The sequence below is a fragment of the Acinetobacter gandensis genome, from assembly GCF_001678755.1.
Lineage (GTDB): Bacteria > Pseudomonadota > Gammaproteobacteria > Pseudomonadales > Moraxellaceae > Acinetobacter > Acinetobacter gandensis.
In genome coordinates this window covers 51548-77266 of sequence record NZ_LZDS01000004.1, presented here as the reverse complement: position 1 = coordinate 77266, position 25719 = coordinate 51548, and the positions used below count along the sequence as shown (strand labels likewise).

Genomic DNA, 25719 nt, shown 5'->3' with positions numbered 1-25719 from the left:
GACAACGCCCTCTCTTCTTACTTTAGAACTGTATTTCTTAAATACTTTATTCTCAAAAATTTATATTTAAATTACTTCGACCACAATCTTACCCACATGATCACCTTTATCCATGGCTGCATGTGCTTCTTGGATTTGATCAAACTTAAATGTCTTGTAGATCATTGGCAGGCATTCACCTTTTGCCCATAAAGGCACAACATTTTCCTGAATACCCTTAGCAATTTCTGCTTTTTCTTCGGTATTACGTGCACGCATGGTTGAACCGGTAATGGTTAAGCGTTTCATCATGATTTGACCTAACTTCACCTCTTTGGCTTTTGCACCACCTAAGAATGCGATATAAACCAAACGACCATCACGACGTAATAGATTTAAGTTCTGTGCTAAATACGGTGCACCCACGATATCTAAAATCACATCGACGCCTTGCTCAGCGGTCGCCTCATTAATCACTTGCTCAAAGTCTTGAGTTTTATAGTTAATGGCATGAGTGATATTTGAAATAGCAGCGACTTTTTCATCTGAACCTACCGTCGCAAAGGTTTTCATACCTAAAGCATTACACAACATAATCGCTGTAGTACCAATACCGCTAGTACCGCCATGTATAAGTACCGTTTCACCTGCTTTGGCTTTACCCATTTGGAATACATTTGCCCAAACTGTAAAGAACGTTTCAGGAATGGCCGCTGCTTGAGTAAAGCTCACCCCTTCAGGAATACTCAAAGTTTGGCTTTCAGGTACAACACAATACTCAGCATAACCACCACCATTGGTTAGGCCACAGACTTTATCACCCACTTTAAATAAGGTGACATCAGCACCGACTGCAACCACCTCGCCTGCAACTTCTAAACCCGGTACAGGTGTTACACCTTTAGGCATTGGATATAAACCTTGACGCTGTAAGATGTCTGGACGGTTAATACCAAAGGCATGAACCTTTACCAGTACTTCATCAGATTTTGCAGTAGGTACAGCAACGCTTTCATAGGCCAATTTTTCTACGCCGCCCGGTTCGGTAATAATGACTTGTTGCATCAAAGCCTGTGACATTGTTCTTCCTTTTTCAATTATTGACTATTCATCTATCTCTGCACTATTTGAACATAGAAAGCATGCAGATTGAATAACAATGGACTTATGTATAATTGGCTGACTATTTAGCAAATTGATAATAGGCAGCACATGGTTCAGGTTGTTGAATATAACGAAGATAACTACAGCGATTATGAATGGTTTGACGGTTTTGCAGTAATTCGCTTTTATGCGGACTGGTGCGCACCGTGCGTGCAAAACTTTCCAATCTTTGAACAATGCGCTACGCAAATGTCAGCACAATTTCTAAACCTGAAATTTGGTAAGGTGAATGTTGATCAATCGCCCATTCTTACCCTGCGCTATAACGTCTATGGCTTGCCTTCCACTTTGATTTTCTATCAAGGGCAAGTGGTACAACGAATAGCAGGTGTAAAAACGAAATCTAACCTGCAAAGTATCATTTTAAAAACCATGCAGGAACATCAAGCCTAAAGCATTCGTATTTTATTCAGCTGCAGGTTTTTTAACTGTTTCTTGAACTGCTGGCGGCATCTGTACAAACTGCATCAGAAACTTACGTACCAACGGCAGCATAATTAATATTAGCGGAAACGCCACCATCCACGACATACCCCAAGCGCGTAGCCAAATACCAATAAAACCGTCGACCAGGCCTTTATTCATTAGCATATTAAAGCATGAGATTGAACCGCTCATAATGCCTGATAAAAATAACGGCATCAGCCATGCCAGATGTTTGGGATGAAATTTTGGGAGTTGATTCATCTGTAAATACCTATTGTTCGTCTTGGGCTGCGTTCTGGGCTTTTACGGTTTGTTTCAGTGTTTTCATAAATTGGCCAAAATGCGGCATGAAATCTTTAAATAAAGGATGGTCTTTGTTCTCTAGCAAGGTTTCACCAAACAGCTTCAGACCCACAGCAAAGGCTTTGGTCTTTTCATCATCAAAGAGCTGCGCTTTAGTCAAATGCTCTAACACCTTAAACATATCATCATGGTTATAGGCATTAAACTGTAATTCCTCTGTATATGCCGATGGATTGCCCTGTGCATCAGCCACGTGCTTTACAGTAATTTGATATTGATGCTGTTTCATTGGGTCAACTCCATACGGCTAATTTCAACTGCAGCTTGATCAATTTTGTCCGCAATCTCTCGTACTTGTTCTGCACTGAGTTCGCTATGCAATATTTTTAGGCGCAGTGATGCTTTAAGGTTTTCCATCGCACGTTTAATGTCGATATACACTTCGTTATTATGGATTTGTTTACGCGTATCAAAACGGCAGAGGATTTTTTCAATGGTGCTCTGTTGTGCCGCTAAGTGTTGCGTACCTAGAGCCGTAATGCTGTACTGCTTGCGCTCGTCAGCATTAAGTTCAGCGTGAATATACTGTTGTTCTTCTAAGTAATTCAGCGTTGGGTAAATCGTACCCGTACTTGGGCTGTAACCACCGCCGACAACTGTACCGACATCTTTAATAATGTCGTAGCTGAACTTGGGCGCTTGGGAGATGAGGTGCAGCACCAATATTTTCATGTGCCCTGCTTCAAATAGACGCTTACGTGTCTTGACCGGACTTTCAATATCGGCAATGATGTCTGAATTTGGCATAGCAAAGATACACCTTAAGATTAATTAAGATATATCTTATTATTAATTTACTATTTGTCATGTTTTATTTAAAATATTAAAAAAGCCACTGTGAAGTGGCTTAATATAATTTTGTTTTAATTAACTTATCAGCTACAAACACTATCAACAAATGCTTGCCCCATAGTACCGGGTATTGCATCTTGCATTTCAACATATGAATAATTGCGTCCATAGTTAGCAATTACGTTTCCAGTCTTTTTATAACCAACAATAGATTTTAATCCCAAGGTATTATCAGAGCAATTTACCCACATCAATTGAAGTCTATAATCACCAACTGCCAATCCATCTTGAGAAATATCATTAATCACAGTACTTCTTATCCAAACCTTTTGATGACCTTTATAAGAATACTCTTTAACTTGACTAATCGAGGCTGGATTATATTCATAATAAAACTCTCTATCAGCATCAAAGCCAATATTTGCCCATTCAGTTTCCGCAAAGACCGATGTAGCCATTAAAGTTATTATAATCGCCAATAAATTTTTAGGCATACTCCCCCCCATCACTACTCATTCAAATATATTTTTTAATTACTTACGATGCTCTCGAACCATTTGGTCATTCACATCTTGAGGATAACAAAGTGGCGTATAACCACCCGCACGGTTGTAGGCACTTCGCTTACCACACCGACTACCATTTCTTGCAGTATTGTAAGGACAAGGGCAATTTCCCGGATAACTATCAATAGACTGCTGTATTATTTTCTGCTTAATTACCTCTGTACTTTGCCCATTTTGCTTAGCCTCTACTGTAAAAGCCAAACATAACCCCATTAAAAATAAAAACTTTTTCATAAAAACCCCTCAATATAATCATTTTACAGAGAAAATATTTATGAGAACCATCACACACAATTTAAGTGTTTTATTTTTCAGCAATTAATCTATAGCAATAAAAAACCCGCCTTCCGGCGGGTCTTTTATTTGAAGTGGATTAATCGATTACAGACGAACCAACTCAACAATTTTCTCAGCAACTTCTTCAGCAGTATCGAATGCATAAGTCACATCAGTGCCTTCAGCAGCATCAGTAATCACAACTACACCAGTTTCACGAACAAGCGCAACTTGCTCAGCAGTTAAACCTGCTTTCGCAATCGCAACCACACCTTGCTGAATCAACAAGCTTTCAATTGCTTGTGCATTTTCCAGTGCTTGTGCAGACACCGTCACCGCAGCAGGTTTTTGACCTAAACGTGCAGCACGATCTTCCACTGTTACAGGGTTGCTATGCGCAGTCCATTCAACAGACTCTTCCACCATACCCGCACCAACAGTTACGTTGCTTAAACGGTCAATAAAGATGAATGAACCGGTGTAACGGCTGTCTTGGTAACGATCAAATACCACGGGCGCATCAAATTCAACAGTCACATTGGCAATCGCATTCAGCTCAAGGTTTTCGACTTGAACCTTCTCCAGTGTGTTAACGTTGGTACGGTAATGAATCGCGGTTACTTTGGCCGGAACGGTTTGCGTACCAATCTTAATGTTGTACAACTTGCCAATCACCAGCGGTTGATCCGCCATCCACACCACAGTCGCATTTACCGAACGTGAAATGCTAGGAACAGCTTGATCCGCACGAATCAGCATATTACCGCGCGAAATATCAATTTCATCATTTAAAGTAAGCGTTACAGCCTGACCTGCAACCGCGCGTTCCAAGTTGCCGTCAAAAGTAACAATCTCTTTTACTGTTGATGATTTACCTGATGGTAAAGCCGTTACGGTATCGCCAACGTTGATATCACCAAGTGCGATCGTACCGCAGAAACCACGGAAATCAAGGTTTGGACGATTGACATATTGCACAGGGAAACGGAAATCTGCTTTCGCTGACGTACGGTTAATTTCTACCGACTCAAGCGTACCCATCAAGGTCTCGCCAGTATACCACGGCGTATTTGGCGACTTGTTCACCACGTTATCGCCATTCAACGCAGAAATTGGCGTGAAGATAATATTTGCAGGTTTACGATCGCCCAATTGGTTCACGAACTCGTTGTATTCCGCTTGAATTTCATTGAAACGCGTTTCAGAGAATTCAACCAAGTCCATTTTGTTGATTGCAACAACAATATTGCGAATTCCCAAAAGGCTAGCAATAAACGAGTGACGACGCGTTTGTGTTTGAACGCCATAACGCGCATCAATCAAGATAATCGCAAGATCTGCAGTCGACGCACCTGTCGCCATGTTACGCGTGTATTGTTCGTGTCCTGGGGTGTCAGCAATAATGAACTTACGTTTTTCTGTAGAGAAATAACGGTAAGCCACATCAATGGTAATGCCCTGCTCACGTTCAGCTTGTAGACCATCTACAAGTAAAGCCAAGTCAGGTGCATCACCTGTAGTGCCCACTTTTTTCGAGTCACGCGTTACAGCTTGCAACTGATCTTCATAAATCAATTTTGAATCGTAAAGTAAACGACCAATTAAAGTTGATTTACCATCATCGACGTTACCGCAAGTCAAGAAACGCAATAAGTCTTTATTTTCGTGCTGTTTTAAATATGCCAAGATATCTTGGCTAATCAGTTCTGATTGATGAGACATTGCTCAAAGCTCCACAAATTCTTTTGAAATCGGTTTCTTTAATCTTTAAATCCCTCTAAATCTCCCTTAAAAAAGGGAGACTTAGCTCCGCTTTTTTAAGCCCCTCTTTTAAAAGAGGTGAGCAGCACTGCTGCGCAAGGGGAGATTTCGAGATTCTTAGAAATAACCTTCCTGCTTTTTCTTTTCCATTGAACCCGCTTCATCATGGTCAATCATACGACCTTGACGCTCTGAGCTGGTTGCTAAAAGCATTTCTTGGATAATTTCCGGCAAAGTTGTTGCAGTTGATTCAACCGCACCCGTTAATGGGTAACAACCTAAAGTACGGAAACGTACCGATTTCATTTGAGGCACTTCACCTTCTTTTAGTGGCATACGCTCATCATCAACCATGATCAGTGTACCGCTACGTTCCACAACAGGACGTTCAGCAGCCAAGTATAAAGGCACCAAAGGAATGTTCTCTTGGTAGATATATTGCCAAATATCCAACTCAGTCCAGTTAGACAATGGGAATACACGAATACTTTCGCCTTTGTTCACTTTACCGTTGTAAAGGTTCCAAAGTTCTGGACGTTGGTTTTTAGGGTCCCAACGGTGTTTCGAATCACGGAATGAATATACGCGTTCTTTTGCACGTGACTTTTCTTCGTCACGACGTGCGCCACCAAAAGCAGCATCGAACTGGTATTTATCAAGCGCTTGTTTTAAGCCTTGAGTTTTCATGATGTCGGTATATTTCGAGCTACCATAATCGAATGGGTTTACGCCTGCGTCTTTCCCTTCTTTATTTTGATGCACGATTAAGTCAAAGCCATGCTCTTTCGCCATGTTGTCACGGAATTTGATCATGTCTTTAAACTTCCAGCCCGTGTCTACATGTAGTAGTGGGAATGGTAGTTTGGCAGGATAGAAAGCTTTGAGGGCTAAATGCAGCATGACAGCTGAATCTTTACCAATTGAATACAGCATGACTGGGTTTTCAAACTCAGCAGCAACTTCACGGATGATATGAATACTCTCAGCTTCAAGCTGTTTAAGATGAGTAAGTCTTTCCTCATTTAATGACATGGACAACACCAGCTTAGAATATGTGTACTTATTACACTTTTAAAGATATTTATGCATTATAGTGATTAAGCCTTCATAACGATTGCTTGTTTTGTGATATTGATATTCTTATTCGTCATATACAAAATGTCTGATAGCACTTATCAATTTTAATTAATTTAAGTCTTTAGCAACATAAAATGGGTGGCTTATTCTAATAAATTTTTCGCTATTGTAATTAATTTTTTAGCAATGAACTCATCGTTAAATCCTCTAATAAATCCATATAAAAAGTTATAAAAATCTCCTACAGTGAGCATGTCTCTCACAAATTCTGTCGATCATGCCATATAGTCATTACACACTTGAAACTTTAAAAGCACTGATTGAGAGAGCAAGTCTTGCAGGCTATCTCTATCAGCATTCCAATAACATTTTGGTTTTACAAGAAGCATTGAATGACGATGGAAGCCCGTTAAATAACTTTGTACAACACGAACTGTCAGCCGATCAAATTGGACTGCAATTTGGTCTACAACTTTTGGACAATAACCTCGAGTTTTTAATTGGGGTGACGCACAGTAATCAAGACCGTGGCTATGAAATTGGTGCAGGTAATCTAAAAGGTGATCAGCGTGCCTTTAACTTACTCTATGCTTTTTATAATTTTCCGAAAGCATTTCACTTAATTCACCTACCGCTTGCTGCAAACAGTACCCAACTGGAAGATGCGATTGAACAACAATTGTTTCAGTTAGCTAGCATGGGCTTTTTAGATACAGCTGTAAAAACCAACCCAATGGGTGAACAAGTCAAATGGATGAAAACATTTATTGTTCAGGCGGCCCTGGATATGAAAGTGCGTATCCAGACCTCTTTACTATAAGATCTAATTTTATACTGAAGCATAATTTGTTTAATTAAAGGTCAAAAATAGCTGCTGTATTTCATCGGAATTTAGCAGCCAGTGTTTCAGTTACACTTTTTAACATTTAATACAAAGCATGCTAATTCAGCGTTTATATTGAGATCTGCTCTGCTTTTATTTATATCTAAAAAAAATTACACAACAGCAAGTTAAGTTTAAATATTTAGAGCAAAAACACCAAAACAAAGCTTTTGCTAAGTATCAACTTTACATTTAAATGTGAAATTTCGCTTAAATAAGCTGCCATTCATCACATAATTCTTAACAGTCTGTTAACTCGTCATGTAATTTGATTACACAATATAGACAGATAATGCTATTTTACATACAGGAAAAAACGATTCAGCCAGAATTACTTTTTTATTTTTTATAAGCATAAATATAGAGATAAATATAATGTGGGAACTGTTCACACATCCTTCCAATATCGTATTTAGCATCAGTCTTTGCCTGATGTTCCTCTTCGGCATTTTTGAAATTGTCTTAACGCTACTGGGTGGCGGCTCGCAAGGTTTTTTAGATCAATTCCTGCCTGAAGATGTTGGACACAACGCCGAACTTGGCGTTGATGCCGACCATAGTGTGTTTACCAAAGTTCTTGATTGGTTATATTTAGGTCGTGTTCCCCTATTTGTATGGCTGATTATTTTCTTATGTGCCTACAGTTTACTTGGCTTCACAATTCAAGCCTTGGTCAATCAGTTTACCAATATGATGTTCAGCGCTTGGCTCATTGCACCTGCTTGTGTATTCCTGTGCATGCCAATCGTGCGATATAGCACAATGCTACTTGCCCGCATTTTACCTCAAGATGAAACTACAGCTATTTATAGCGATGAATTGATAGGTCGTACAGCAACTATTATTTTAGGTAACGCACGCCAGAAATACCCAGCTCAAGCGCGTGTTCAAGATCAACACGGTTTGACCCATTATATTCTGGTCGAACCTGAATTAGATGAAGTTTTCAATCAAGGTCAGTCCGTCGTACTCACCCAAAAAACCGCTGTCGGCTTTCAAGCGACTAACCTTTAAAACAGTCTTCATTTGATTGAAATTCAATGCTGTTTGAATGAATACACATTAAGGGCCCTGATCAAATTGTTCATTTAGAAACTACAAAACGGGGCTGAAAATAACTTTTTTAAACCAAAATAATTAGCCTTGTACGCTAATTTGAACTACAACAACAGAGATAAGATCCATGTTAGACATTATTCCAAGCGGTATCCTTGTAACAGTCGGGATAATTTTTGCCGCGCTCATTTTTATTGGTTTTATTATTGCGCGACTTTATCGTCGCTCAAGTAAAGAGATTTCATTTGTCCGTACAGGTTTTGGTGGCGAAAAAGTCATTCTCGGTGGTGGTGCAATTGTATTGCCTGTACTTCATGAAATCATTCCAGTAAATATGAATACACTTCGTCTTGAAGTGCGCCGTGCTGATGACCAAGCCTTGATTACCCGTGACCGTATGCGTGTGGATGTCATGGCTGAATTCTACGTACGTGTAAAACCAACTGCTGACTCAATCGCAACTGCTGCACAAACATTAGGTCAAAAAACCATGTCTCCAAATGAGTTGAAAAACTTAGTTGAAGGTAAATTCGTTGACTCATTACGTGCCGTTGCAGCTGAAATGGCGATGGAAGAACTACATGAAAAGCGTGTCGACTTCGTACAAAAAGTTCAGCAAGTGGTTTCTGAAGATTTACACAAAAACGGCTTGGAATTGGAAACTGTCTCTTTAACAGGTTTAGACCAAACTGGTTTTAAATACTTTAACCCACAAAACGCGTTCGATGCTGAAGGTTTAACCAAACTCACCGAAACCATTGAAGACCGTCGTCGTAAGCGTAATGCCATTGAGCAAGACGCAGACCTTGCAATTAAAACTAAAAACCTAGAAGCAGAACAAGCACGCTTACAAATCTTACGTGAAGAAGAATACGCGAAACTGCAACAAGAACGTGAAATTTCTGTACGCCGTGCAGAACAGCTTGCAGAAATTGCTTCTCAAGAAGCTGCGAAAAAACGTGAAGCTGAAGAAGCGCGTATTGCAGCAGAACGTGAAGTTGACTTAAAACGTATTACTGCAGCACGTGATGTTGAAAACCAGAATATTCAAAAATCACAGATTATTCAGCAAGCTCAAGTCGAACAAAAGAAAACCATTGAACTGGCTGAACAAGACCGTGCAATTGCGATTGCTGAAAAATCACGTGCTGAATCTGAAGCTAAAGCACATGCTGACCAAGCACGTGCTCAAGCGGTAAAAGCTGAAGAAGAAGTTATTACTGTTCGTCAGATTCAACAAGCTGAACGTCAAAAAGCAGTTGAGTTGGTATCGGCAAAAGAGAAAGCCGAAAAAGATGCAATTGCGATTACTGTAGCTGCTGAAGCAGGTAAACAAGCAGCAGCTGATGATGCAGAAGCGATTCGTATTGCAGCTGAAGCTGAAGCTGAAAAAGTCCGTCTTAAAGCAAAAGGTGAAGCAGACGCAAAAGTATTACTTGCTCAAGCAATGGAAAAACAATACCAAGTTGATGCTGAAGGTACACGTGCTGTGAATGAAGCAAATAACGTATTGTCTTCTGAGCAGGTTGAAATGCAAATTCGCCTAGCATTGTTAAAATACTTACCTGAAATCATTCGTGAAAGTGTTAAACCGATGGAAAATATTGATGACATCAAAATTTTACAGGTCAATGGTTTAGGCAATGTCGGTTCAGTAGCATCTGGGGTTGATGGTGCGGAATCTTCACAAGTTGCTTTGTCTGATCAAGTGGTAAATAGTGCGCTACGCTATCGTACTCAAGCACCACTAATTGATAGCTTGATGAATGAACTAGGGATTCAAGGCGGCGACATCAATGGTTTAACCCAAAGCTTAAAACCGCAAAGCAAAGCTCAATAGTAGTTAGACTTACAAGCAAAAAACGCGACGATCTGTCGCGTTTTTTATCATCTACTTTAATATTCAACTTTCAATAAAATACACATTTAAGCTGTTAAAGCGATAGAGCTAAGAATTCACTCAGCACAGCAAACCTATCATTTATTATAAAAATTTAAGTTAGTTTAGCTAGGTAATCGATTCGCCGACCATCAGAAAATTCAAAGAAGTAATGTAAACATCCTAGACGCTACAATTGAGTGAAAATATTCTAAACAGTAATGGAAAAAACTTTTTTTCAAATAAGCCGAGTTAAGCCATTTAGTGCAAACGCACCCAAAAGAAACGAATCAATTGCCCACGATCATAAGGAAAATTTGAAAGGTACTCATATCCCACTTTATTTCTTTTGTTGACTTTAATTTCAATACCATACCCGAATGAAATACTGAGTACATCCAAGTCTGAACTGTGAAACTCCCCTGTCCCTAGTTTATGGCTCAAACCATCCGAGTTGTAGGCCGAGTAGTTAAATACACGAATATATTCATTCTCATAAAAATCGTTATTGATCAATGTATAATCGTTTTCCTCTTCATCATGTTGTGCGGCTAACTGCTGATAATAGTGGAAAATATCATCACTCAAAGACTCAGCCAAGTAGACGTCTTCATTTTCAGCATAAGTGCTATTCATCGCTAGCCCGAACAAGAATAAGCAACGACAAAACAATAAATGAATCGGCTTTAACATCTGTAATATTATGTCTTCAAAAGAATTATTTTAATTATGAATATAGCATAGTCTCCTATAGAAACAGTGAACACCAAATATTTATCAATTCTCAGATTGTTAAGTACATAGTAAATCTTGCTCTAATTTAACCATTTTGTCTTTTGTCCAATATGGATTTTTCAATGTGGCTAAATATAGTTTTCAGCTGAGATTAAACACTCTAATACCCATATTATTTTTATACAGAGAAATGTATTAGTGCAAACCAATATGCTCTCCACAAAAAAGCCGTATGTGCAATTAAGACATACGGCTTTTTCCTTTAAAATATAAAAGGCTTAAACTAAACCTTTATCCTTTAAAAGTTGGAACATCGTTGAACCGAGTTCTGCTGGGCTACGCGTATACGCCATCCCCGCCTTTTCAAATGCAGCGAACTTCTCTTCAGCAGTACCTTTACCACCTGAAATGATTGCACCCGCATGGCCCATACGCTTACCTTTAGGTGCAGTTACGCCCGCAATATAACCCACCACAGGTTTGGTGACATGCGATTGAATATATTCAGCTGCTTCTTCTTCCGCAGTACCGCCAATTTCACCAATCATTATAATGGCTTCAGTTTGCGGATCTTCTTGGAAGAGTTTCAAACAATCAATTTGGTTCATACCTGGAATTGGGTCACCACCAATACCAATACACGTCGATTGACCTAATCCTAGTTTAGTCGTTTGCGCTACTGCTTCGTATGTCAATGTACCTGAACGCGAGATAATACCGATTTTACCTGGCTGGTGAATATGACCTGGCATAATTCCTATCTTGCATTCACCTGGCGTAATGATCCCAGGACAATTTGGCCCAATTAAACGTGCATTGTTGCCATACGTTTCAAGATAACGTTTGGCCTTCAACATATCTAGTGTAGGTACACCTTCAGTAATCACTACAATCAGTTCAATACCCGAATCAATCGATTCAATGATTGAATCCAAAACAAATGGTGCTGGCACATAAATTGACGTTGCTGTCGCACCTGTTTCACGTACCGCTTCTTTCATAGTATTAAACACAGGTAGATCAAGGTGCGTTTGACCGCCTTTACCCGGTGTCACACCACCAACAACTTTCGTACCATAAGCAATCGATTGCTCAGAGTGAAAAGTACCATTTTTACCTGTGAAGCCTTGTACCAATACTTTTGTGTCTTTATTAACTAATACGCTCATGATTGATACTCCCTTAACCTTTCACTGCAGCAACAATTTTTTCCGCAGCGTCAGCAAGACCATTTGCAGAAATTAATTTCAAACCTGATTCATCAAGTAATTTCGCACCAAGTTCTGCATTGTTCCCTTCTAAGCGAACAACCACAGGTACAGTTACGTTTACTTCCTGAACCGCTGCAATAATTGCTTCAGCAATCATGTCGCAACGTACAATTCCACCAAAAATGTTAATTAATACACCTTGTACAGAACTGTCCGCTAAAATAATTTTAAATGCTTCAATAACACGTTCTTTGGTTGCGCCGCCCCCTACATCAAGGAAGTTTGCAGGTTGGCCACCATAGAGTTTGATAATATCCATGGTTGCCATTGCAAGACCAGCACCATTTACCATACAACCAATATTACCTTCTAGCGCAACATAGTTTAGATCAAACTCAGACGCTTTTAATTCACGCTCATTCTCTTGTGATTTATCACGTAGTGCTGCAACTTCTGGCAAGCGGTAAAGCGCGTTTGAATCAATACCTACTTTTGCATCAACACATAGAATGTCGCCATTTTCACGTACAGATAATGGGTTAATTTCAAACAATGCAAAATCATTTTCAATGAAAGCTTGATATGCCGCTGACATGATTTTAACGAATTGATTTACTTGACCATCTTTTAAGTTCAGTGCAAATGCTACTTCACGTGCTTGAAATGGCAATAATCCCACGAGTGGATCAACTTCAACTTTAATAATTTTTTCAGGGGTTTCTTCTGCGACTTTTTCAATTTCAACACCGCCCTCTGTCGATGCCATAAAAGTTACACGACGGCTTGAGCGATCAACCACAGCACCTAAATACAATTCACGTTCAACCGGATATACATCTTCAGATACTAAAATACTGTTTACAGGTTGACCATTTGCATCGGTTTGATAAGTGACTAAACGCGAACCAATTATTTGATTGGCATATTCTGCAGCTTCAGCAGCAGACTTCACTACTTTTACACCACCCGCTTTACCACGACCACCCGCATGTACTTGGGCTTTTAAAACTGCAAATTTACCACCGAGTTGTTCAAATGCAGCCACTGTCTCATCTGCATTTGTTGCAAGAATACCTTCTTGAACCGGCATACCATATTTTTTTAATAACGCTTTCGCTTGATATTCATGTAGATTCATTGAACAACCTTTTACTCTTTTTTCGCTTTGTTATGAACTATTAAAGCCCAGACATCCGTCAAAGCAGCTTTAACCTTTTTAAATCTTAAAATATTTCTTATCTTTATTTTTAGATGATTGTTCAAACAAAAACAACCACCTGAAACAAAAAAGAGCGGCCTTAGCCGCTCTTTTTACATCTTATTTACGTTTACGCTGAATCGCGTGAATCGCACGTCCATCTACTGCAAGCGCAGCTTCATGAACAACTTCCGAGAATGTCGGATGACCAAAAGTCATTAATTGAAGATCTTCAACAGAAGATACAAATTCAAGTGCGATCATACCTTGGTGAACGATGTCAGACGCTGCTGGTCCAATCACGTGCATACCAAGTAGACGATCTGTTTTCGCATCAGCAACAAACTTAACGAAACCAGCGCCTTCACCAGCAGCCAACGCACGACCATTTACAGCGAAACCGAATTGACCTGTTTTCACTTCATGACCTTTTTCAGCAGCTTGCTGTTCTGTTAAACCAACCCACGCCGCTTCTGGGTGTGTGTAGATAACAGAAATGATTGTGTCATAGTTCACTTGAGCTGCATGACCGTGGATACGTTCAACAGCCATTACGCCTTCTTCCATTGCTTTATGCGCAAGCATTGGACCACGTACTAAGTCACCAATTGCATATACGCCTTCAACAGAAGTCGCACACCAATCATTAACTTCAACCAAACCACGTTCAGTCAATTTAATACCACAGTCATCAGCCAATAGGCCTTCAGCATAAGCGCGACGACCCACACAAACGATTAATTTATCGAATGCTTGAGTTTTTTCTTCGCCACCTTGTGTGTATTTAACAGTAACTTCAGAACCGTTGATTTCTGTACCAGCAACTTTAGCACCAACACGGATATCAAGACCTTGTTTAGTTAACAGTTTTTGATAGTCTTTTGCCAAAGCTTTATCAGCCATTGGTAAGAATGCATCCATTGCTTCAAATACAACAACTTCCGCACCAAGACGACGCCATACAGAACCAAGTTCTAGACCAATTACGCCTGCACCAATCACACCAAGACGTTTAGGCACTTCTTGGAATTCTAACGCACCAGTAGAATCAACAATGATGTCTTGATCTACAGGAGCTACAGGGATATTTACAGGTACAGAACCAGTCGCAAGAATCACGTATTTAGGTTCTAAAATTTGAGTTTCGCCTTCGTGAGATACGAACTCAACTTTTTTACCAGCAAGTAATTTACCAGTACCTTTTAACCATTCAATACCGTTACCTTTTAATAACTGGTCAATACCGCCAGTTAATTGGTCAACGATTTTGTCTTTACGTGCAAGTAATTTTGCAAGGTCAAACTTCACTTCACCAGTTGTAATGCCGTGGTCATCTAAGTGATGAACTGTATCTTCGTAACGGTGAGATGAATCAAGTAATGCTTTAGATGGGATACAACCCACGTTTAAGCAAGTACCACCTAAAGATGGTTTACCTTTATGAATACGTTTTTCAATACAAGCTACTTTAAAGCCTAATTGAGCAGCGCGGATAGCAGCTTCATAACCACCAGGACCGCCACCAATAACAACTAAATCAAATTGAGACATGTGTATCTCCAAAAATGGGCTTAGAGGATCACTCTAAGCCCATTGCATTATTCTGAAGTATTAAAGATCAAGGATTAGCTTAGCTGGTTCTTCTAACAATTCTTTGATTGTTACAAGGAAACCTACAGCTTCTTTACCATCGATTAGACGGTGGTCATAAGAAAGCGCTAAGTACATCATTGGAAGAATTTCTACTTGACCATTTACTGCCATAGGACGCTCTTGGATTTTGTGCATACCCAAGATTGCAGTTTGTGGAGTGTTCAAGATTGGTGTAGAAAGCAATGAACCGAAAGTACCACCATTAGTAATAGTGAATGTACCGCCAGTCATATCTTCGATACCCAATTTACCGTCACGTGCTTTACCAGCATATGCACGGATACCGTTTTCAACTTCAGCATAGTTCATGCGATCAGTATCACGAAGTACTGGAACCACTAGACCACGGTCGCTTGATACAGCTACACCGATGTCATAGAAACCGTGGTAAACGATATCGTTACCATCAATTGAAGCGTTTACAGCTGGGTAGCGTTTAAGTGCTTCAGTTGCAGCTTTAACGAAGAATGACATGAAGCCAAGACGAGCACCATGGCGTTTTTCAAACGCATCTTTATATTGTGCACGCATTTCCATGATTGGTTTCATGTTCACTTCGTTAAACGTAGTCAACATTGCAGTTTCTTGCGTCGCAGCAAGAAGACGTTCAGCAACACGTTTACGAAGACGAGTCATAGGAACACGTTTTTCGATACGCTCACCTACAGCAACGCTTAATGGCGCAGCAGCAGGAGCAGCTGGTTTCGCTTGATGAGCAGCAACATCTTCTTTAGTGATGCGACCACCGCGACCAGTACCTGCCACGTCAGCAGCAGCAATACCAGACTCAGTTAATGCTTTACGAACAGCAGGAGCTTGATCAGCAACTGGTTGTGCACGTTCAACAACAGGAGCAGCACCCGCTTGAGTTTGCGCAGCCGCTTGTTCAACTTGAGCTTCAGATTGAACTGCTTGAGTTTGCGCAGCGCCAGATGCAGCAGCACCTTCTTCAAAAGTTGCAATAACTTCAGCAGAAAGAACTGTATCACCTTCGTTTTTAACGATTTCTGTAATTGTACCGTCAGCAGGAGCTACAACTTCCAAAACAACTTTGTCAGTTTCAATATCACAGATAACTTCGTCACGTGATACTGCTTCACCCGGTTGTTTGTGCCAAGTTGCAACTGTACCGTCAGCAACTGACTCTGGGAATACCGGTGCTTTAATTTCGGTTGCCATTTTTAAGAATCTCCTGTTATTCAGCTACGATAGCTAAAGCATCATTTACGAGCTGAGCTTGTTGTTTTGCATGCAAATATGGTGAACCACAAGCCGGTGCAGCAGAAGCTTCACGACCTGCATAACTAATACGAACTTGTTTGCCCGCTTTCATCACGTCGTCATATAGACGCGGAGCGATGAATAACCATGCACCTTGGTTCTTCGGTTCTTCTTGCGCCCACACCAATTCAGTTACGTTTGGATATTGAGCTAGAACTTCAGCAAGACGTGCTTCTGGGTACGGATACAATTGTTCAATACGAACGATTGCAGTGTTGTTCAATTCTTTTTCACGACGTTTTTCAAGTAAGTCGTAGTAAACCTTACCACCACAAAGTACTAGACGTGTTACGTCAGACTTGTTGATGTTGTCGATTTCATCGATCACAGTTTGGAATGTACCATTTGCAAGTTCTTCTAATGTAGACGTTGCAAGTTTGTGACGAAGAAGCGACTTAGGTGAAGTCACGATCATTGGCTTACGAATCGGGCGAAGTGCTTGACGACGCATCGCATGGTAAATCTGCGCTGGTGTAGTCGGTGTGATCACTTGCATGTTTTCTTCAGCACATAACTGTAAGAAACGCTCTAAACGAGCTGATGAATGCTCAGGACCTTGACCTTCAAAACCGTGTGGAAGAAGCATAGTTAAACCACATACGCGCTCCCATTTGGTTTCACCAGAAGCGATGAATTGGTCAATTACAACTTGCGCACAGTTTGCGAAGTCACCGAATTGCGCTTCCCAAATCACAAGGCTCTTAGGAAGAGTTGTTGCATAACCATATTCGAATGCCAATACAGCCATTTCTGACAATAATGAGTCATAAATTGCAGTACGTGGTTGATTTTCTTTCAAGTTACATAATGGAATATAAGTTGAACCATCCACTTGGTTATGAAGTTTCGCGTGACGGTGTGAGAAAGTACCACGGCCAACATCTTCACCAGTTAAGCGAACAAGGAAACCTTCGTCTAAGATAGATGCATAAGCTAAAGTTTCTGCAGCACCCCAGTTCAATGGCATTTCACCAGTCTGCATTTTCAGACGGTCATCAATCACTTTCGCAACCTGACGTTGCATTACGAAGCCTTCTGGAAGCTCGCGCATTTTCGCACCAAGCTCTTTCAGACGTTCGATTGGGAAAGTAGTATCCCATTTATCTGTATATTCGTGGCCTAGGTAAGGTTTCCAATCCACAAACATTTTAGTATTTGGCTCTAAAACAAGTGCATTCGCTACGTGTTTACCTGCCTCAAGGTCTGAACGATATTGTTCAACCATTGCGTCAGCTGCTGCACGATCTAATACACCCTCTTGAACCAATTGATCTGCATAAAGCGTACGAGTTGTCGCTTTTTTGTTGATCACTTGATACATCATTGGCTGAGTTGCAGCAGGTTCATCCGCTTCGTTATGACCACGACGACGGTAGCAGAACATGTCAATAACGACGTCTTTACGGAAGGTATGACGGAAGTCATGTGCCAATTGAGAAACAAACAATACAGATTCAGGATCATCACCGTTCACATGGAAAATCGGCGCTTGGATCATTTTCGCGATGTCAGTACAGTATTCTGTAGAACGAGCATCACGTGGATCTGAAGTTGTGAAACCAACTTGGTTGTTTACAACGATATGAACTGTACCACCCACGGTGTAACCACGCGTTTGTGACATCTGGAAGGTTTCTTGGTTTACACCTTGACCAGCAAATGCAGCATCACCATGAACAATGATTGGCAATACGTCATCACCACCAATGTCTTTACGACGTACTTGGCGCGCACGTACAGACCCTTCAACTACAGGTCCAACGATTTCTAAGTGAGATGGGTTAAACGCTAATGCTAAGTGAACTTCGCCACCTGGAGTCATTACGTTTGAAGAGAAACCTTGGTGGTATTTAACGTCACCAGAACCTTTCTTATGAAGTGCTTTACCTTCAAATTCACCAAAAAGGTCTGCTGGGTTTTTACCCATGATGTTGACAAGAAGGTTTAAACGGCCACGGTGAGGCATACCGATAACCACTTCTTTACAACCAACTGAACCTGCACGTTGAATAAGTTCATTCACCATAGGAATGAATGATTCACCACCTTCAACACCGAAACGTTTTGCACCAACGAATTTATTACCAAGGTATTTTTCAAGACCTTCAGCAGCAGTCAAACGCTCTAATACATGTTTCTTTTGTTCAGCAGAGAAACCGAATTGACCACGTGCGCCTTCAAGGCGTTGTTGAATCCAACGTTTTTCTTTGGTATCAACAATGTGCATGTATTCAACACCAATAGAAGCTGTATAAGTTGCTTCCATTGCCTGAACCATTTCACCTAGAGTTGCTTCAGACTTACCAATTGCTAGATTACCAGTATTAAATACTGTATCTAGATCAGACTGAGTCAAACCATGTGCAGCAAGATCAAGATCTGGCACGATTTCACGTTTTGCAAGACCAAGTGGATCTAATTTAGCGTTTTGGTGACCACGGTTACGATAAGCAGCGATTAACTGTAAAACACCGATTTGACGGCGCTCGTGTTCAGAACTTACTGCGCTTTGAACGACAGGTTGAACACGGCTTGAATTACGGCCTAATAATAGGAATTGCTCGCGTACATTGCTGTGTGGTTGATCACCTTTCGGGAATTTATCGAAGTATGCACGCCAGTCAGCTTCTACTGAATCTGGAGCCGTTAAATACTGCTCATAAAGTTCTTCAATATACGCTGCACTGTCAGCGCTAAGTTCAGTGTCAAGACGCAGTGCGTCAGCAACTTCTTGCATTTGTGGACCCATTTCCTATTGCAAAACATTTCAGGATGCTTTTTAAGCGAACCCATGATTAATAATGTCAAATTGGTAACATGACATTAGTCCCCATCAGGCTGAAGCCATGAGGCGTTATCACAACATCAGGAATACCTGATGTGATTAATGAACAATAACGCCCTCAGCGGCATCATTACTCATTGAGAAATACCCGACATTAATCGGGCAATTTTTTGCAAATCGTCTTGGAAAAATCAAATATTGACCATTTGGCTTTTCTAAACCGACTTAAGCACATTTATATACTGTCTGAAGCACTAAATTTGTTGAAAAAATGTACCTATATCAAGCCTATTTTTTACATACACTGATGCTATAAATGCTAACACGTTCGGGCATTTTCAATTGATTTTTTTGACACATACCATTCATAAATTAGCTAAATACAGAGTATGTATTTTCATCTATGATATGGTGCTACATATAAAAATATCTTTCAATTGAGACCAAAGTCTACGTCAGATTTACCCCATCATATCCACATAAAACAAAAGAGAGCTGACATTACTATCCTCTCCCTTTTAATTACGTTACATAATAACATTTTCTTAATCATTTGACAGGTTTGCTTGTCCGTTTCATCAATAAATAACCACATACTTATCGTTTTATACTTTAAATATATCTTTCCCCATAAAATCATACGCTTAATAAAACATCACCTTTTACAATTTTTTCCTCTCGTGACGATCACTATTTACTATGACAAAAAAAAGCGCACCCAAGGTGCGCTCTTTTTTCTGCTAACTCTATTAGCCTAAATCTAAAAGCATATTACGGATGTGACCGATTGCTTTAGTTGGGTTAAGACCCTTAGGACATACAGACACACAGTTCATAATACCTTTACAACGGAACAACGAGAATGGGTCGTCAAGACGAGCCAAACGCTCTTGAGTTGCTGTATCACGAGAGTCGATGATAAAACGGTATGCATTCAACAATGCTGAAGGACCCAAGAATTTATCAGGGTTCCACCAGAATGATGGGCATGAAGTTGAACAACATGCACAAAGAATACATTCATACAAACCATCTAAATGTTCACGGTCTTCAGGAGACTGTAAACGCTCTTTCGCTGGTGCAGGTTGGTTATTAATTAGGAATGGGTGAATTTTGTCATACTGATCGTAGAACTGGTTCATATCCACAACTAAGTCTTTAACCACTGGCAAACCAGGTAAAGGACGGATTGTAATTTCGTTTGGCAAATCGTTTAGATTCCAAAGACACGCCAAACCATTTTTACCGTTGATGTTTACGCCATCAGAACCACAGATACCTTCACGGCATGAACGACGGAACGTTAAAGATTCGTCTTGTACTTTCAATGCTAGAAGTGCATCAAGCAACATACGGTGCTTGTCAGTCAACTCCAATTTAAAAGTTTGCATGTACGGTGCTGTATCCTTATCAGGATCGTAGCGGTAGATATTAAATGTACGAGTACCTCTACTCATCTTACTTCTCCTAATTAGAATGTACGTGGTTTAGGTGGAATCGCGTCAACCGATAATGGTTTGTAACGCACAGGCTTGTACTCAAGATGGTTATCAACAGAGAACCATAATGTGTGCTTCATCCACTCATCATCACGACGACCATAAGGGTAAGCTGGATGATCTGGAGATTCTTCGAAATCAACAACTGTATGCGCACCACGACACTCTTTACGAGCAGCCGCAGAGATTAATGTTGCTTTTGCAACTTCATACAAGTTTTCAACTTCAAGTGCTTCAATACGTGCAGTGTTGAATACTTTAGATTTGTCTTTCAAGTGAATGTTGCGTACACGCGGTTCAATTGCAAGAATCTGCTTCACACCTTCTTCAAGAAGTGCAGATGTACGGAATACACCAGCGTGATCTTGAACGATATCACGGATTGCATCAGCAACTTCTTGAGCATTCTCACCTGAAGTAGATTCATCAAGTTGTTTAATACGTTTAAACGTATTCTCAAGAACAGTTGTAGGAAGTGGCGCATATTCATCACCGTGATGCTTAGTCACGTAATCGATGATGTGTTCACCAGCTGCCTTACCAAATACAACCAAATCAAGAAGTGAGTTCGTACCAAGACGGTTCGCACCGTGTACAGATACACATGAACATTCACCAATTGCATAGAAACCTTTTACTGGCTTAGTGAAGTTACGTTCACCACCATTGTGTGAATACACATCAGTTTCTTTATTGTAATTCGCTACAAGTGCTTCAGTTTCACGGCTTTCTGGAAGAACCACTTGACCATGAATGTTTGTAGGAATACCACCCATTTGATAATGAATAGTAGGTACTACAGGAATCGGCTCTTTCGTGATGTCAACGTTCGCGAACTTACGACCAATCTCAAATACAGATGGTAGACGTTTCATGATCGTATCCGCACCCAAGTGCGTCATATCAAGCAAGATGTAATCTTTCTTAGGACCACAACCACGACCTTCTTTAATTTCTTGGTCCATAGAACGTGAAACGAAGTCACGAGGAGCCAAGTCTTTCAGTGTCGGAGCATAGCGTTCCATGAACGGCTCACCAGCATCGTTACGAAGGATTGCACCTTCACCACGACAACCTTCAGTCAACAATACACCAGCGCCCGCTACACCTGTAGGGTGGAACTGCCAGAATTCCATATCTTGTAATGGAATACCCGCACGAGCAGCCATACCAAGACCATCACCAGTATTGATATAAGCGTTTGTAGATGCGCGGTAAACACGACCAGCACCACCAGTAGCAAACAATGTTGCTTTACCTTGGAATACTGCAATGTTACCTGTTTCCTGGTCAATCGCTGTTACACCAAGCACATCACCTGCTTCGTTACGAATAAGATCAAGCGCGATCCATTCAACGAAGAATTGAGTGCCCATTTTCACGTTGCTTTGATAAAGCGTATGAAGAAGTGCGTGGCCTGTACGGTCAGCAGCAGCACAAGCACGTGGAACTGGTTTTTCACCATAGTTCGCAGCGTGACCACCGAATGGACGTTGGTAAATTGTGCCGTCAGCATTACGGTCGAATGGCATACCTAGGTGTTCAAGTTCATAAACAACTTGTGGCGCTTCGCGAGTCATGTACTCGATTGCGTCTTGGTCACCTAACCAGTCAGAACCTTTAACTGTATCGTAGAAGTGGTAGTGCCAGTTATCTTCTTGCATGTTACCAAGAGATGCACCAATACCACCCTGCGCTGCTACAGTGTGTGAACGCGTAGGGAATACTTTAGTTAGTACTGCTACTTTCAAACCAGCTTGAGCAAGTTGGTAAGAAGCACGCATACCTGAACCACCACCACCAACGATGACTGCATCGAAAGTTTGGTGCGGAATATTTGTGTAATCTTCTTTAGGGGTTATAGCGCCCATGATATCTTCCTATCAATTTGCCCAAAAAATCTGGATCGCCCAGATTGCGTATGCAAGTACAGCAATAATCACTGCTGAAGTAAGCACCAAACGCAAGCCGTTCGCCGAAGGACCCATTTGACGAGTAGTCACATAGTCTGTGAATACTTGCCACATACCGATCCAAGCATGCGCAACAAGAGATAAGACTGACAACAAAGATAAAATCTTCATTGGAGTTGTCATCATAAAGCCATACCATTGTTCGAAGCTAAATCCACTATTACAAAGGATCCAACCCAGTACAACAATAGTATAAACAGCCAATACAACAGCACTTACACGTTGGATAAACCAATCGCGAGAACCTGATCCTGTTAAACCTGTAGCACTTTTCATTAGAGAACAATCCATACAAACGCTGCAATAATACTAATTGCAGACAAGATCAATGAAATAGTAGCTGCGATACGACCACTTTGAAGTTCTTCGGCAATACCAAGATCTGCAAGTAGATGCTTAATACCACCAATGAGGTGATACAGTAAGCCGGCTACAAATACCCATACAACAAAACGCACAATGAAACCACTGAAGATTTCTTGAACTTGCGCAAAACCTTCAGGTGAAGAAAGTGATTTGTCTAGAATCCATAAAAGGACTGGTACAAGTAAAAATACGATAACACCAGATAGACGGTGTAATATTGATGCAATAGCCACAGGGGATTTTAAGTTTACTTCTAAAACTTGACCCATGGACAAATTGACAGGTCTGTTGCTTTTCACAGCGGGCATCCTGTAAGTAAAAACTCCATCCGGAGTTTGTTGGAATTAATTCGTAGGAAAGCTGGCATAGTCAGACGACACAATATAATAAACTCTGCAGCTGTCTGATCTTATAAACGACAGGGAATTATAAAACGTGAACTATTAAAATACAAACGATGACAATATATGATTTGAACAAAAAACCCTTAAATAAGAATCATTAACAATAACATTACTGCCAACATAGAAGCTGTAGATCTAACAAATTTCAACTATGTCATTGGTTTTAAAAAGTTAAATAGATATTTTATTAATCGTTTTTGTGTTTATAAGCAGAAAAATTTATTTAGACTAAAGATGAACAAATCTAAACCTTTATTTTCCCACTACATTTTAAAAACATCTTCGCCATTCTCCAAGACTTAATCATTCAAATAAATGTTTGGTATTTATATTAATGATTAAATAGAAAGATCATTAAATGAAATAAGCACTTAGTCTGTGCATAAAATTCAACAACACACCAAAACCGATCATTAATCCATCATCAATACGTATTTATAGCGTCAATTAGTACCTTTTTTAATCATTTTTCGCTATTTAATTAGCTATTTTTTAACCAAACGAACTTTTTTTAAAGGCTCAGTTAGTCGTTTTAATTATGAGTAAGAAAAGACCGATTTATTTTAAGGAATGCGTGTAAGTTACGAAAATTATAATAATTTAGCTAAATGTGACTCTTGATAAATCTAAAAGTGTCAGAGTTTTTAGGAATTAAAAATTGCTTACAATTAATCCAACAGGCTTTTTTTATTCTGCACCTCCCCTGCAATTTGACTTATTATACTGCGTCCGTGCTGTGATTTTACTCATTTTTTTAAATGTATAATTTCTGACTAAGCCTCTATTAAGGCGTCACTTTTATCCATAAGTATAATTGACAAAATTTCAGTACTCACTAATCTTATAGCAAATTTTTGATCCGTCTGATTCGAGCATTAAAAGATTAGCACTCAGAGTCAGATATACATTCACCAGGACAGGAGATCTATTGAATGTCTGAAGCAACTGGCAAAAAAGCCGTTTTACAGCTTGATGGCAAAGAAATTGACTTACCAATTTACAGTGGCACTCTGGGCCCAGATGTAATTGATGTTAAAGATGTATTGGCTGCAGGCCACTTTACTTTTGATCCTGGTTTTGTCTCTACGGCTGCTTGTGAATCTAAAATCACATTCATTGACGGCGGTAAAGGTGTTCTATTACACCGTGGCTACCCAATTGACCAGCTTGCTACTAAAGCAGACTATTTAGAAACTTGCTACCTTCTTCTAAATGGCGAGCTTCCAACTGCTGAACAGAAAGTTGAATTTGACGCTAAAGTTCGTAACCACACTATGGTTCACGACCAAGTTAGCCGCTTCTTCAATGGTTTCCGTCGTGACGCGCATCCTATGGCGATCATGTGTGGTGTTGTTGGTGCGCTTTCTGCGTTCTATCACAACAGCCTTGACATCGAAAACATCGACCATCGTGAAATCACTGCGATTCGTTTGATCGCTAAAGTACCTACACTGGCTGCTTGGACTTACAAATACACAGTTGGTCAACCATTCGTTTACCCACGTAACGATTTGACTTACGCAGAAAACTTCCTGTACATGATGTTTGCTACTCCTGCAGACCGTGACTACAAAGTTGACCCAATTCTTGCGAAAGCAATGGACCGTATTTTCACGCTTCATGCTGACCACGAACAAAACGCGTCTACTTCTACAGTACGTCTAGCTGGTTCTACTGGTGCTAACCCGTATGCATGTATCGCTGCTGGTATTGCGGCTCTATGGGGTCCTGCTCACGGTGGTGCAAACGAAGCTGTTCTTAAGATGCTTGATGAAATCGGCACTGTAGAAAACGTTGCTCCGTTCATGGAAAAAGTGAAAACTAAAGAAGTTAAACTTATGGGCTTCGGTCACCGAGTTTACAAAAACTTCGATCCACGTGCGAAAGTAATGAAAGAGACTTGCGACGAAGTGTTAACTGCACTTGGTATCAACGATCCACAATTAGCTTTAGCTATGGAACTTGAACGCATTGCGCTTTCTGATGAATACTTCATCAAACGTAACCTTTACCCTAACGTAGACTTCTACTCAGGTATCATTCTTAAAGCGATTGGTATCCCGACTGAAATGTTTACAGTAATCTTCGCTCTTGCACGTACAGTTGGTTGGATCAGCCACTGGTTAGAAATGCACAGCGCTGCATACAAAATCGGTCGTCCTCGTCAGCTTTACACTGGCGAAACTCAACGCGATATCCAAGGTCGTTAATTCGAAAGAATTATCCGATTTTGAAAAAAACCACCCTTTGGGGTGGTTTTTTTATTGCCATGAAATTCTATTGCCTCAAAATAAACACTCAATACCGGCTAAATAAGATACTCATCATTTGATTTAATAATGAAGCACAAGTTATAAAGTATCGTCAATCACAACAAGTGCAGCTTATCTAT

At 40.3% G+C, this 25719-nt stretch carries 23 protein-coding genes; 5 read left to right on the top strand and 18 right to left on the bottom strand.

Annotation, left to right across the window (positions count from 1 at the left end; genetic code table 11):
* Window positions 1-66: 66 nt before the first annotated feature.
* Window positions 67-1059: an NAD(P)H-quinone oxidoreductase gene (locus A9J31_RS02885; RefSeq protein ID WP_067762400.1), complete on the bottom strand. Its 993-nt coding sequence runs from the start codon at window positions 1057-1059 to the stop codon at window positions 67-69.
* A gap of 132 nt (window positions 1060-1191) precedes the next feature.
* On the opposite strand from A9J31_RS02885, the gene A9J31_RS02880 reads away from it, so the two are divergent.
* Window positions 1192-1536: a thioredoxin family protein gene (locus A9J31_RS02880; protein ID WP_067762398.1), complete on the top strand. Its 345-nt coding sequence runs from the start codon at window positions 1192-1194 to the stop codon at window positions 1534-1536.
* A gap of 12 nt (window positions 1537-1548) precedes the next feature.
* Here the strand turns inward: A9J31_RS02880 and A9J31_RS02875 are convergent, their stop codons facing one another.
* The 7 genes from A9J31_RS02875 to cysD form a co-directional block, all read right to left on the bottom strand.
* Window positions 1549-1830 (bottom strand): DUF2798 domain-containing protein, encoded by a 282-nt coding sequence (locus tag A9J31_RS02875; protein ID WP_067762396.1) that lies wholly within the window; start codon window positions 1828-1830, stop codon window positions 1549-1551.
* Window positions 1831-1840: 10 nt separating this feature from the next.
* Complete coding sequence (locus A9J31_RS02870; RefSeq protein ID WP_067762394.1) at window positions 1841-2161, bottom strand: DUF3861 domain-containing protein; 321 nt, start codon at window positions 2159-2161, stop codon at window positions 1841-1843.
* Window positions 2158-2679, bottom strand: a complete 522-nt coding sequence (locus A9J31_RS02865) for a PadR family transcriptional regulator (RefSeq protein ID WP_067762392.1) — start codon at window positions 2677-2679, stop codon at window positions 2158-2160. The genes A9J31_RS02870 and A9J31_RS02865 overlap by 4 nt, the downstream gene beginning before the upstream one ends.
* 128 nt (window positions 2680-2807) lie before the next feature.
* A complete protein-coding gene (locus A9J31_RS02860) occupies window positions 2808-3218 on the bottom strand; it encodes a hypothetical protein (RefSeq protein WP_150923031.1) in 411 nt (136 codons plus the stop codon).
* Between the two features lie 39 nt (window positions 3219-3257).
* On the bottom strand, window positions 3258-3524 hold the full coding sequence (locus A9J31_RS02855) for a hypothetical protein (RefSeq protein WP_067762388.1): 267 nt from the start codon (window positions 3522-3524) through the stop codon (window positions 3258-3260).
* A 147-nt stretch (window positions 3525-3671) separates the two neighbouring features.
* A complete protein-coding gene (gene cysN, locus A9J31_RS02850) occupies window positions 3672-5288 on the bottom strand; it encodes a sulfate adenylyltransferase subunit CysN (RefSeq protein WP_067762386.1) in 1617 nt (538 codons plus the stop codon).
* A gap of 156 nt (window positions 5289-5444) precedes the next feature.
* Entirely contained in the window at window positions 5445-6359 is a 915-nt protein-coding gene (gene cysD, locus A9J31_RS02845) for a sulfate adenylyltransferase subunit CysD (RefSeq protein ID WP_067762384.1), read from the bottom strand.
* 322 nt (window positions 6360-6681) lie between these two features.
* On the opposite strand from cysD, the gene A9J31_RS02840 reads away from it, so the two are divergent.
* From A9J31_RS02840 to A9J31_RS02830, 3 genes are all read left to right on the top strand, one after another.
* A complete protein-coding gene (locus A9J31_RS02840; RefSeq protein WP_067762382.1) occupies window positions 6682-7224 on the top strand; it encodes a hypothetical protein in 543 nt (180 codons plus the stop codon).
* Between the two features lie 438 nt (window positions 7225-7662).
* On the top strand, window positions 7663-8301 hold the full coding sequence (locus A9J31_RS02835) for a YqiJ family protein (RefSeq protein WP_067762380.1): 639 nt from the start codon (window positions 7663-7665) through the stop codon (window positions 8299-8301).
* A gap of 169 nt (window positions 8302-8470) precedes the next feature.
* A complete protein-coding gene (locus tag A9J31_RS02830) occupies window positions 8471-10183 on the top strand; it encodes a flotillin family protein (RefSeq protein WP_067762378.1) in 1713 nt (570 codons plus the stop codon).
* Window positions 10184-10483: 300 nt separating this feature from the next.
* Here the strand turns inward: A9J31_RS02830 and A9J31_RS02825 are convergent, their stop codons facing one another.
* The 10 genes from A9J31_RS02825 to sdhC all read right to left on the bottom strand — a co-directional run bounded on the left by A9J31_RS02825 (window position 10484) and on the right by sdhC (window position 23231).
* Entirely contained in the window at window positions 10484-10858 is a 375-nt protein-coding gene (locus A9J31_RS02825) for a hypothetical protein (protein ID WP_245668197.1), read from the bottom strand.
* Between the two features lie 377 nt (window positions 10859-11235).
* Complete coding sequence (gene sucD, locus A9J31_RS02820) at window positions 11236-12126, bottom strand: succinate--CoA ligase subunit alpha (protein ID WP_067762374.1); 891 nt, start codon at window positions 12124-12126, stop codon at window positions 11236-11238.
* Window positions 12127-12139: 13 nt separating this feature from the next.
* The gene (gene sucC / locus A9J31_RS02815; protein WP_067762371.1) at window positions 12140-13306 is read right to left on the bottom strand and encodes an ADP-forming succinate--CoA ligase subunit beta; all 1167 of its coding nucleotides are present in this window, start codon (window positions 13304-13306) and stop codon (window positions 12140-12142) included.
* A gap of 180 nt (window positions 13307-13486) precedes the next feature.
* The gene (gene lpdA / locus A9J31_RS02810) at window positions 13487-14917 is read right to left on the bottom strand and encodes a dihydrolipoyl dehydrogenase (protein WP_067762369.1); all 1431 of its coding nucleotides are present in this window, start codon (window positions 14915-14917) and stop codon (window positions 13487-13489) included.
* Between the two features lie 60 nt (window positions 14918-14977).
* Window positions 14978-16198, bottom strand: a complete 1221-nt coding sequence (odhB, locus tag A9J31_RS02805) for a 2-oxoglutarate dehydrogenase complex dihydrolipoyllysine-residue succinyltransferase (protein WP_067762367.1) — start codon at window positions 16196-16198, stop codon at window positions 14978-14980.
* A 16-nt stretch (window positions 16199-16214) separates the two neighbouring features.
* The gene (locus A9J31_RS02800) at window positions 16215-19037 is read right to left on the bottom strand and encodes a 2-oxoglutarate dehydrogenase E1 component (protein ID WP_067762463.1); all 2823 of its coding nucleotides are present in this window, start codon (window positions 19035-19037) and stop codon (window positions 16215-16217) included.
* 797 nt (window positions 19038-19834) lie between these two features.
* Window positions 19835-20542, bottom strand: coding sequence for a succinate dehydrogenase iron-sulfur subunit (locus A9J31_RS02795; RefSeq protein ID WP_067762365.1), 708 nt, complete (start codon window positions 20540-20542; stop codon window positions 19835-19837).
* A 14-nt stretch (window positions 20543-20556) separates the two neighbouring features.
* Window positions 20557-22455: an FAD-binding protein gene (locus A9J31_RS02790; protein ID WP_067762364.1), complete on the bottom strand. Its 1899-nt coding sequence runs from the start codon at window positions 22453-22455 to the stop codon at window positions 20557-20559.
* Between the two features lie 12 nt (window positions 22456-22467).
* The gene (gene sdhD, locus A9J31_RS02785; RefSeq protein ID WP_067762362.1) at window positions 22468-22833 is read right to left on the bottom strand and encodes a succinate dehydrogenase, hydrophobic membrane anchor protein; all 366 of its coding nucleotides are present in this window, start codon (window positions 22831-22833) and stop codon (window positions 22468-22470) included.
* A complete protein-coding gene (gene sdhC, locus A9J31_RS02780) occupies window positions 22833-23231 on the bottom strand; it encodes a succinate dehydrogenase, cytochrome b556 subunit (protein WP_162270468.1) in 399 nt (132 codons plus the stop codon). The genes sdhD and sdhC overlap by 1 nt, the downstream gene beginning before the upstream one ends.
* Window positions 23232-24259: 1028 nt before the next feature.
* On the opposite strand from sdhC, the gene gltA reads away from it, so the two are divergent.
* Window positions 24260-25537 carry a citrate synthase gene (gltA, locus tag A9J31_RS02775; RefSeq protein WP_067762358.1) on the top strand — a complete coding sequence of 426 codons (1278 nt, stop codon included), beginning with the start codon at window positions 24260-24262 and terminating at the stop codon, window positions 25535-25537.
* Window positions 25538-25719: the final 182 nt, after the last annotated feature.

Bases quoted from the DNA above. Each gene is read 5' to 3' on its own strand.
- A9J31_RS02885 (WP_067762400.1), bottom strand. From the start codon at position 1,059: ATGTCACAGGCTTTGATGCAACAAGTCATTATTACCGAACCGGGCGGC.
- A9J31_RS02880 (WP_067762398.1), top strand. From the start codon at position 1,192: ATGGTTCAGGTTGTTGAATATAACGAAGATAACTACAGCGATTATGAA.
- A9J31_RS02875 (WP_067762396.1), bottom strand. From the start codon at position 1,830: ATGAATCAACTCCCAAAATTTCATCCCAAACATCTGGCATGGCTGATG.
- A9J31_RS02870 (WP_067762394.1), bottom strand. From the start codon at position 2,161: ATGAAACAGCATCAATATCAAATTACTGTAAAGCACGTGGCTGATGCA.
- A9J31_RS02865 (WP_067762392.1), bottom strand. From the start codon at position 2,679: ATGCCAAATTCAGACATCATTGCCGATATTGAAAGTCCGGTCAAGACA.
- A9J31_RS02860 (WP_150923031.1), bottom strand. From the start codon at position 3,218: ATGCCTAAAAATTTATTGGCGATTATAATAACTTTAATGGCTACATCG.
- A9J31_RS02855 (WP_067762388.1), bottom strand. From the start codon at position 3,524: ATGAAAAAGTTTTTATTTTTAATGGGGTTATGTTTGGCTTTTACAGTA.
- cysN (WP_067762386.1), bottom strand. From the start codon at position 5,288: ATGTCTCATCAATCAGAACTGATTAGCCAAGATATCTTGGCATATTTA.
- cysD (WP_067762384.1), bottom strand. From the start codon at position 6,359: ATGTCATTAAATGAGGAAAGACTTACTCATCTTAAACAGCTTGAAGCT.
- A9J31_RS02840 (WP_067762382.1), top strand. From the start codon at position 6,682: ATGCCATATAGTCATTACACACTTGAAACTTTAAAAGCACTGATTGAG.
- A9J31_RS02835 (WP_067762380.1), top strand. From the start codon at position 7,663: ATGTGGGAACTGTTCACACATCCTTCCAATATCGTATTTAGCATCAGT.
- A9J31_RS02830 (WP_067762378.1), top strand. From the start codon at position 8,471: ATGTTAGACATTATTCCAAGCGGTATCCTTGTAACAGTCGGGATAATT.
- A9J31_RS02825 (WP_245668197.1), bottom strand. From the start codon at position 10,858: ATGAATAGCACTTATGCTGAAAATGAAGACGTCTACTTGGCTGAGTCT.
- sucD (WP_067762374.1), bottom strand. From the start codon at position 12,126: ATGAGCGTATTAGTTAATAAAGACACAAAAGTATTGGTACAAGGCTTC.
- sucC (WP_067762371.1), bottom strand. From the start codon at position 13,306: ATGAATCTACATGAATATCAAGCGAAAGCGTTATTAAAAAAATATGGT.
- lpdA (WP_067762369.1), bottom strand. From the start codon at position 14,917: ATGTCTCAATTTGATTTAGTTGTTATTGGTGGCGGTCCTGGTGGTTAT.
- odhB (WP_067762367.1), bottom strand. From the start codon at position 16,198: ATGGCAACCGAAATTAAAGCACCGGTATTCCCAGAGTCAGTTGCTGAC.
- A9J31_RS02800 (WP_067762463.1), bottom strand. From the start codon at position 19,037: ATGCAAGAAGTTGCTGACGCACTGCGTCTTGACACTGAACTTAGCGCT.
- A9J31_RS02795 (WP_067762365.1), bottom strand. From the start codon at position 20,542: ATGAGTAGAGGTACTCGTACATTTAATATCTACCGCTACGATCCTGAT.
- A9J31_RS02790 (WP_067762364.1), bottom strand. From the start codon at position 22,455: ATGGGCGCTATAACCCCTAAAGAAGATTACACAAATATTCCGCACCAA.
- sdhD (WP_067762362.1), bottom strand. From the start codon at position 22,833: ATGAAAAGTGCTACAGGTTTAACAGGATCAGGTTCTCGCGATTGGTTT.
- sdhC (WP_162270468.1), bottom strand. From the start codon at position 23,231: ATGCCCGCTGTGAAAAGCAACAGACCTGTCAATTTGTCCATGGGTCAA.
- gltA (WP_067762358.1), top strand. From the start codon at position 24,260: ATGTCTGAAGCAACTGGCAAAAAAGCCGTTTTACAGCTTGATGGCAAA.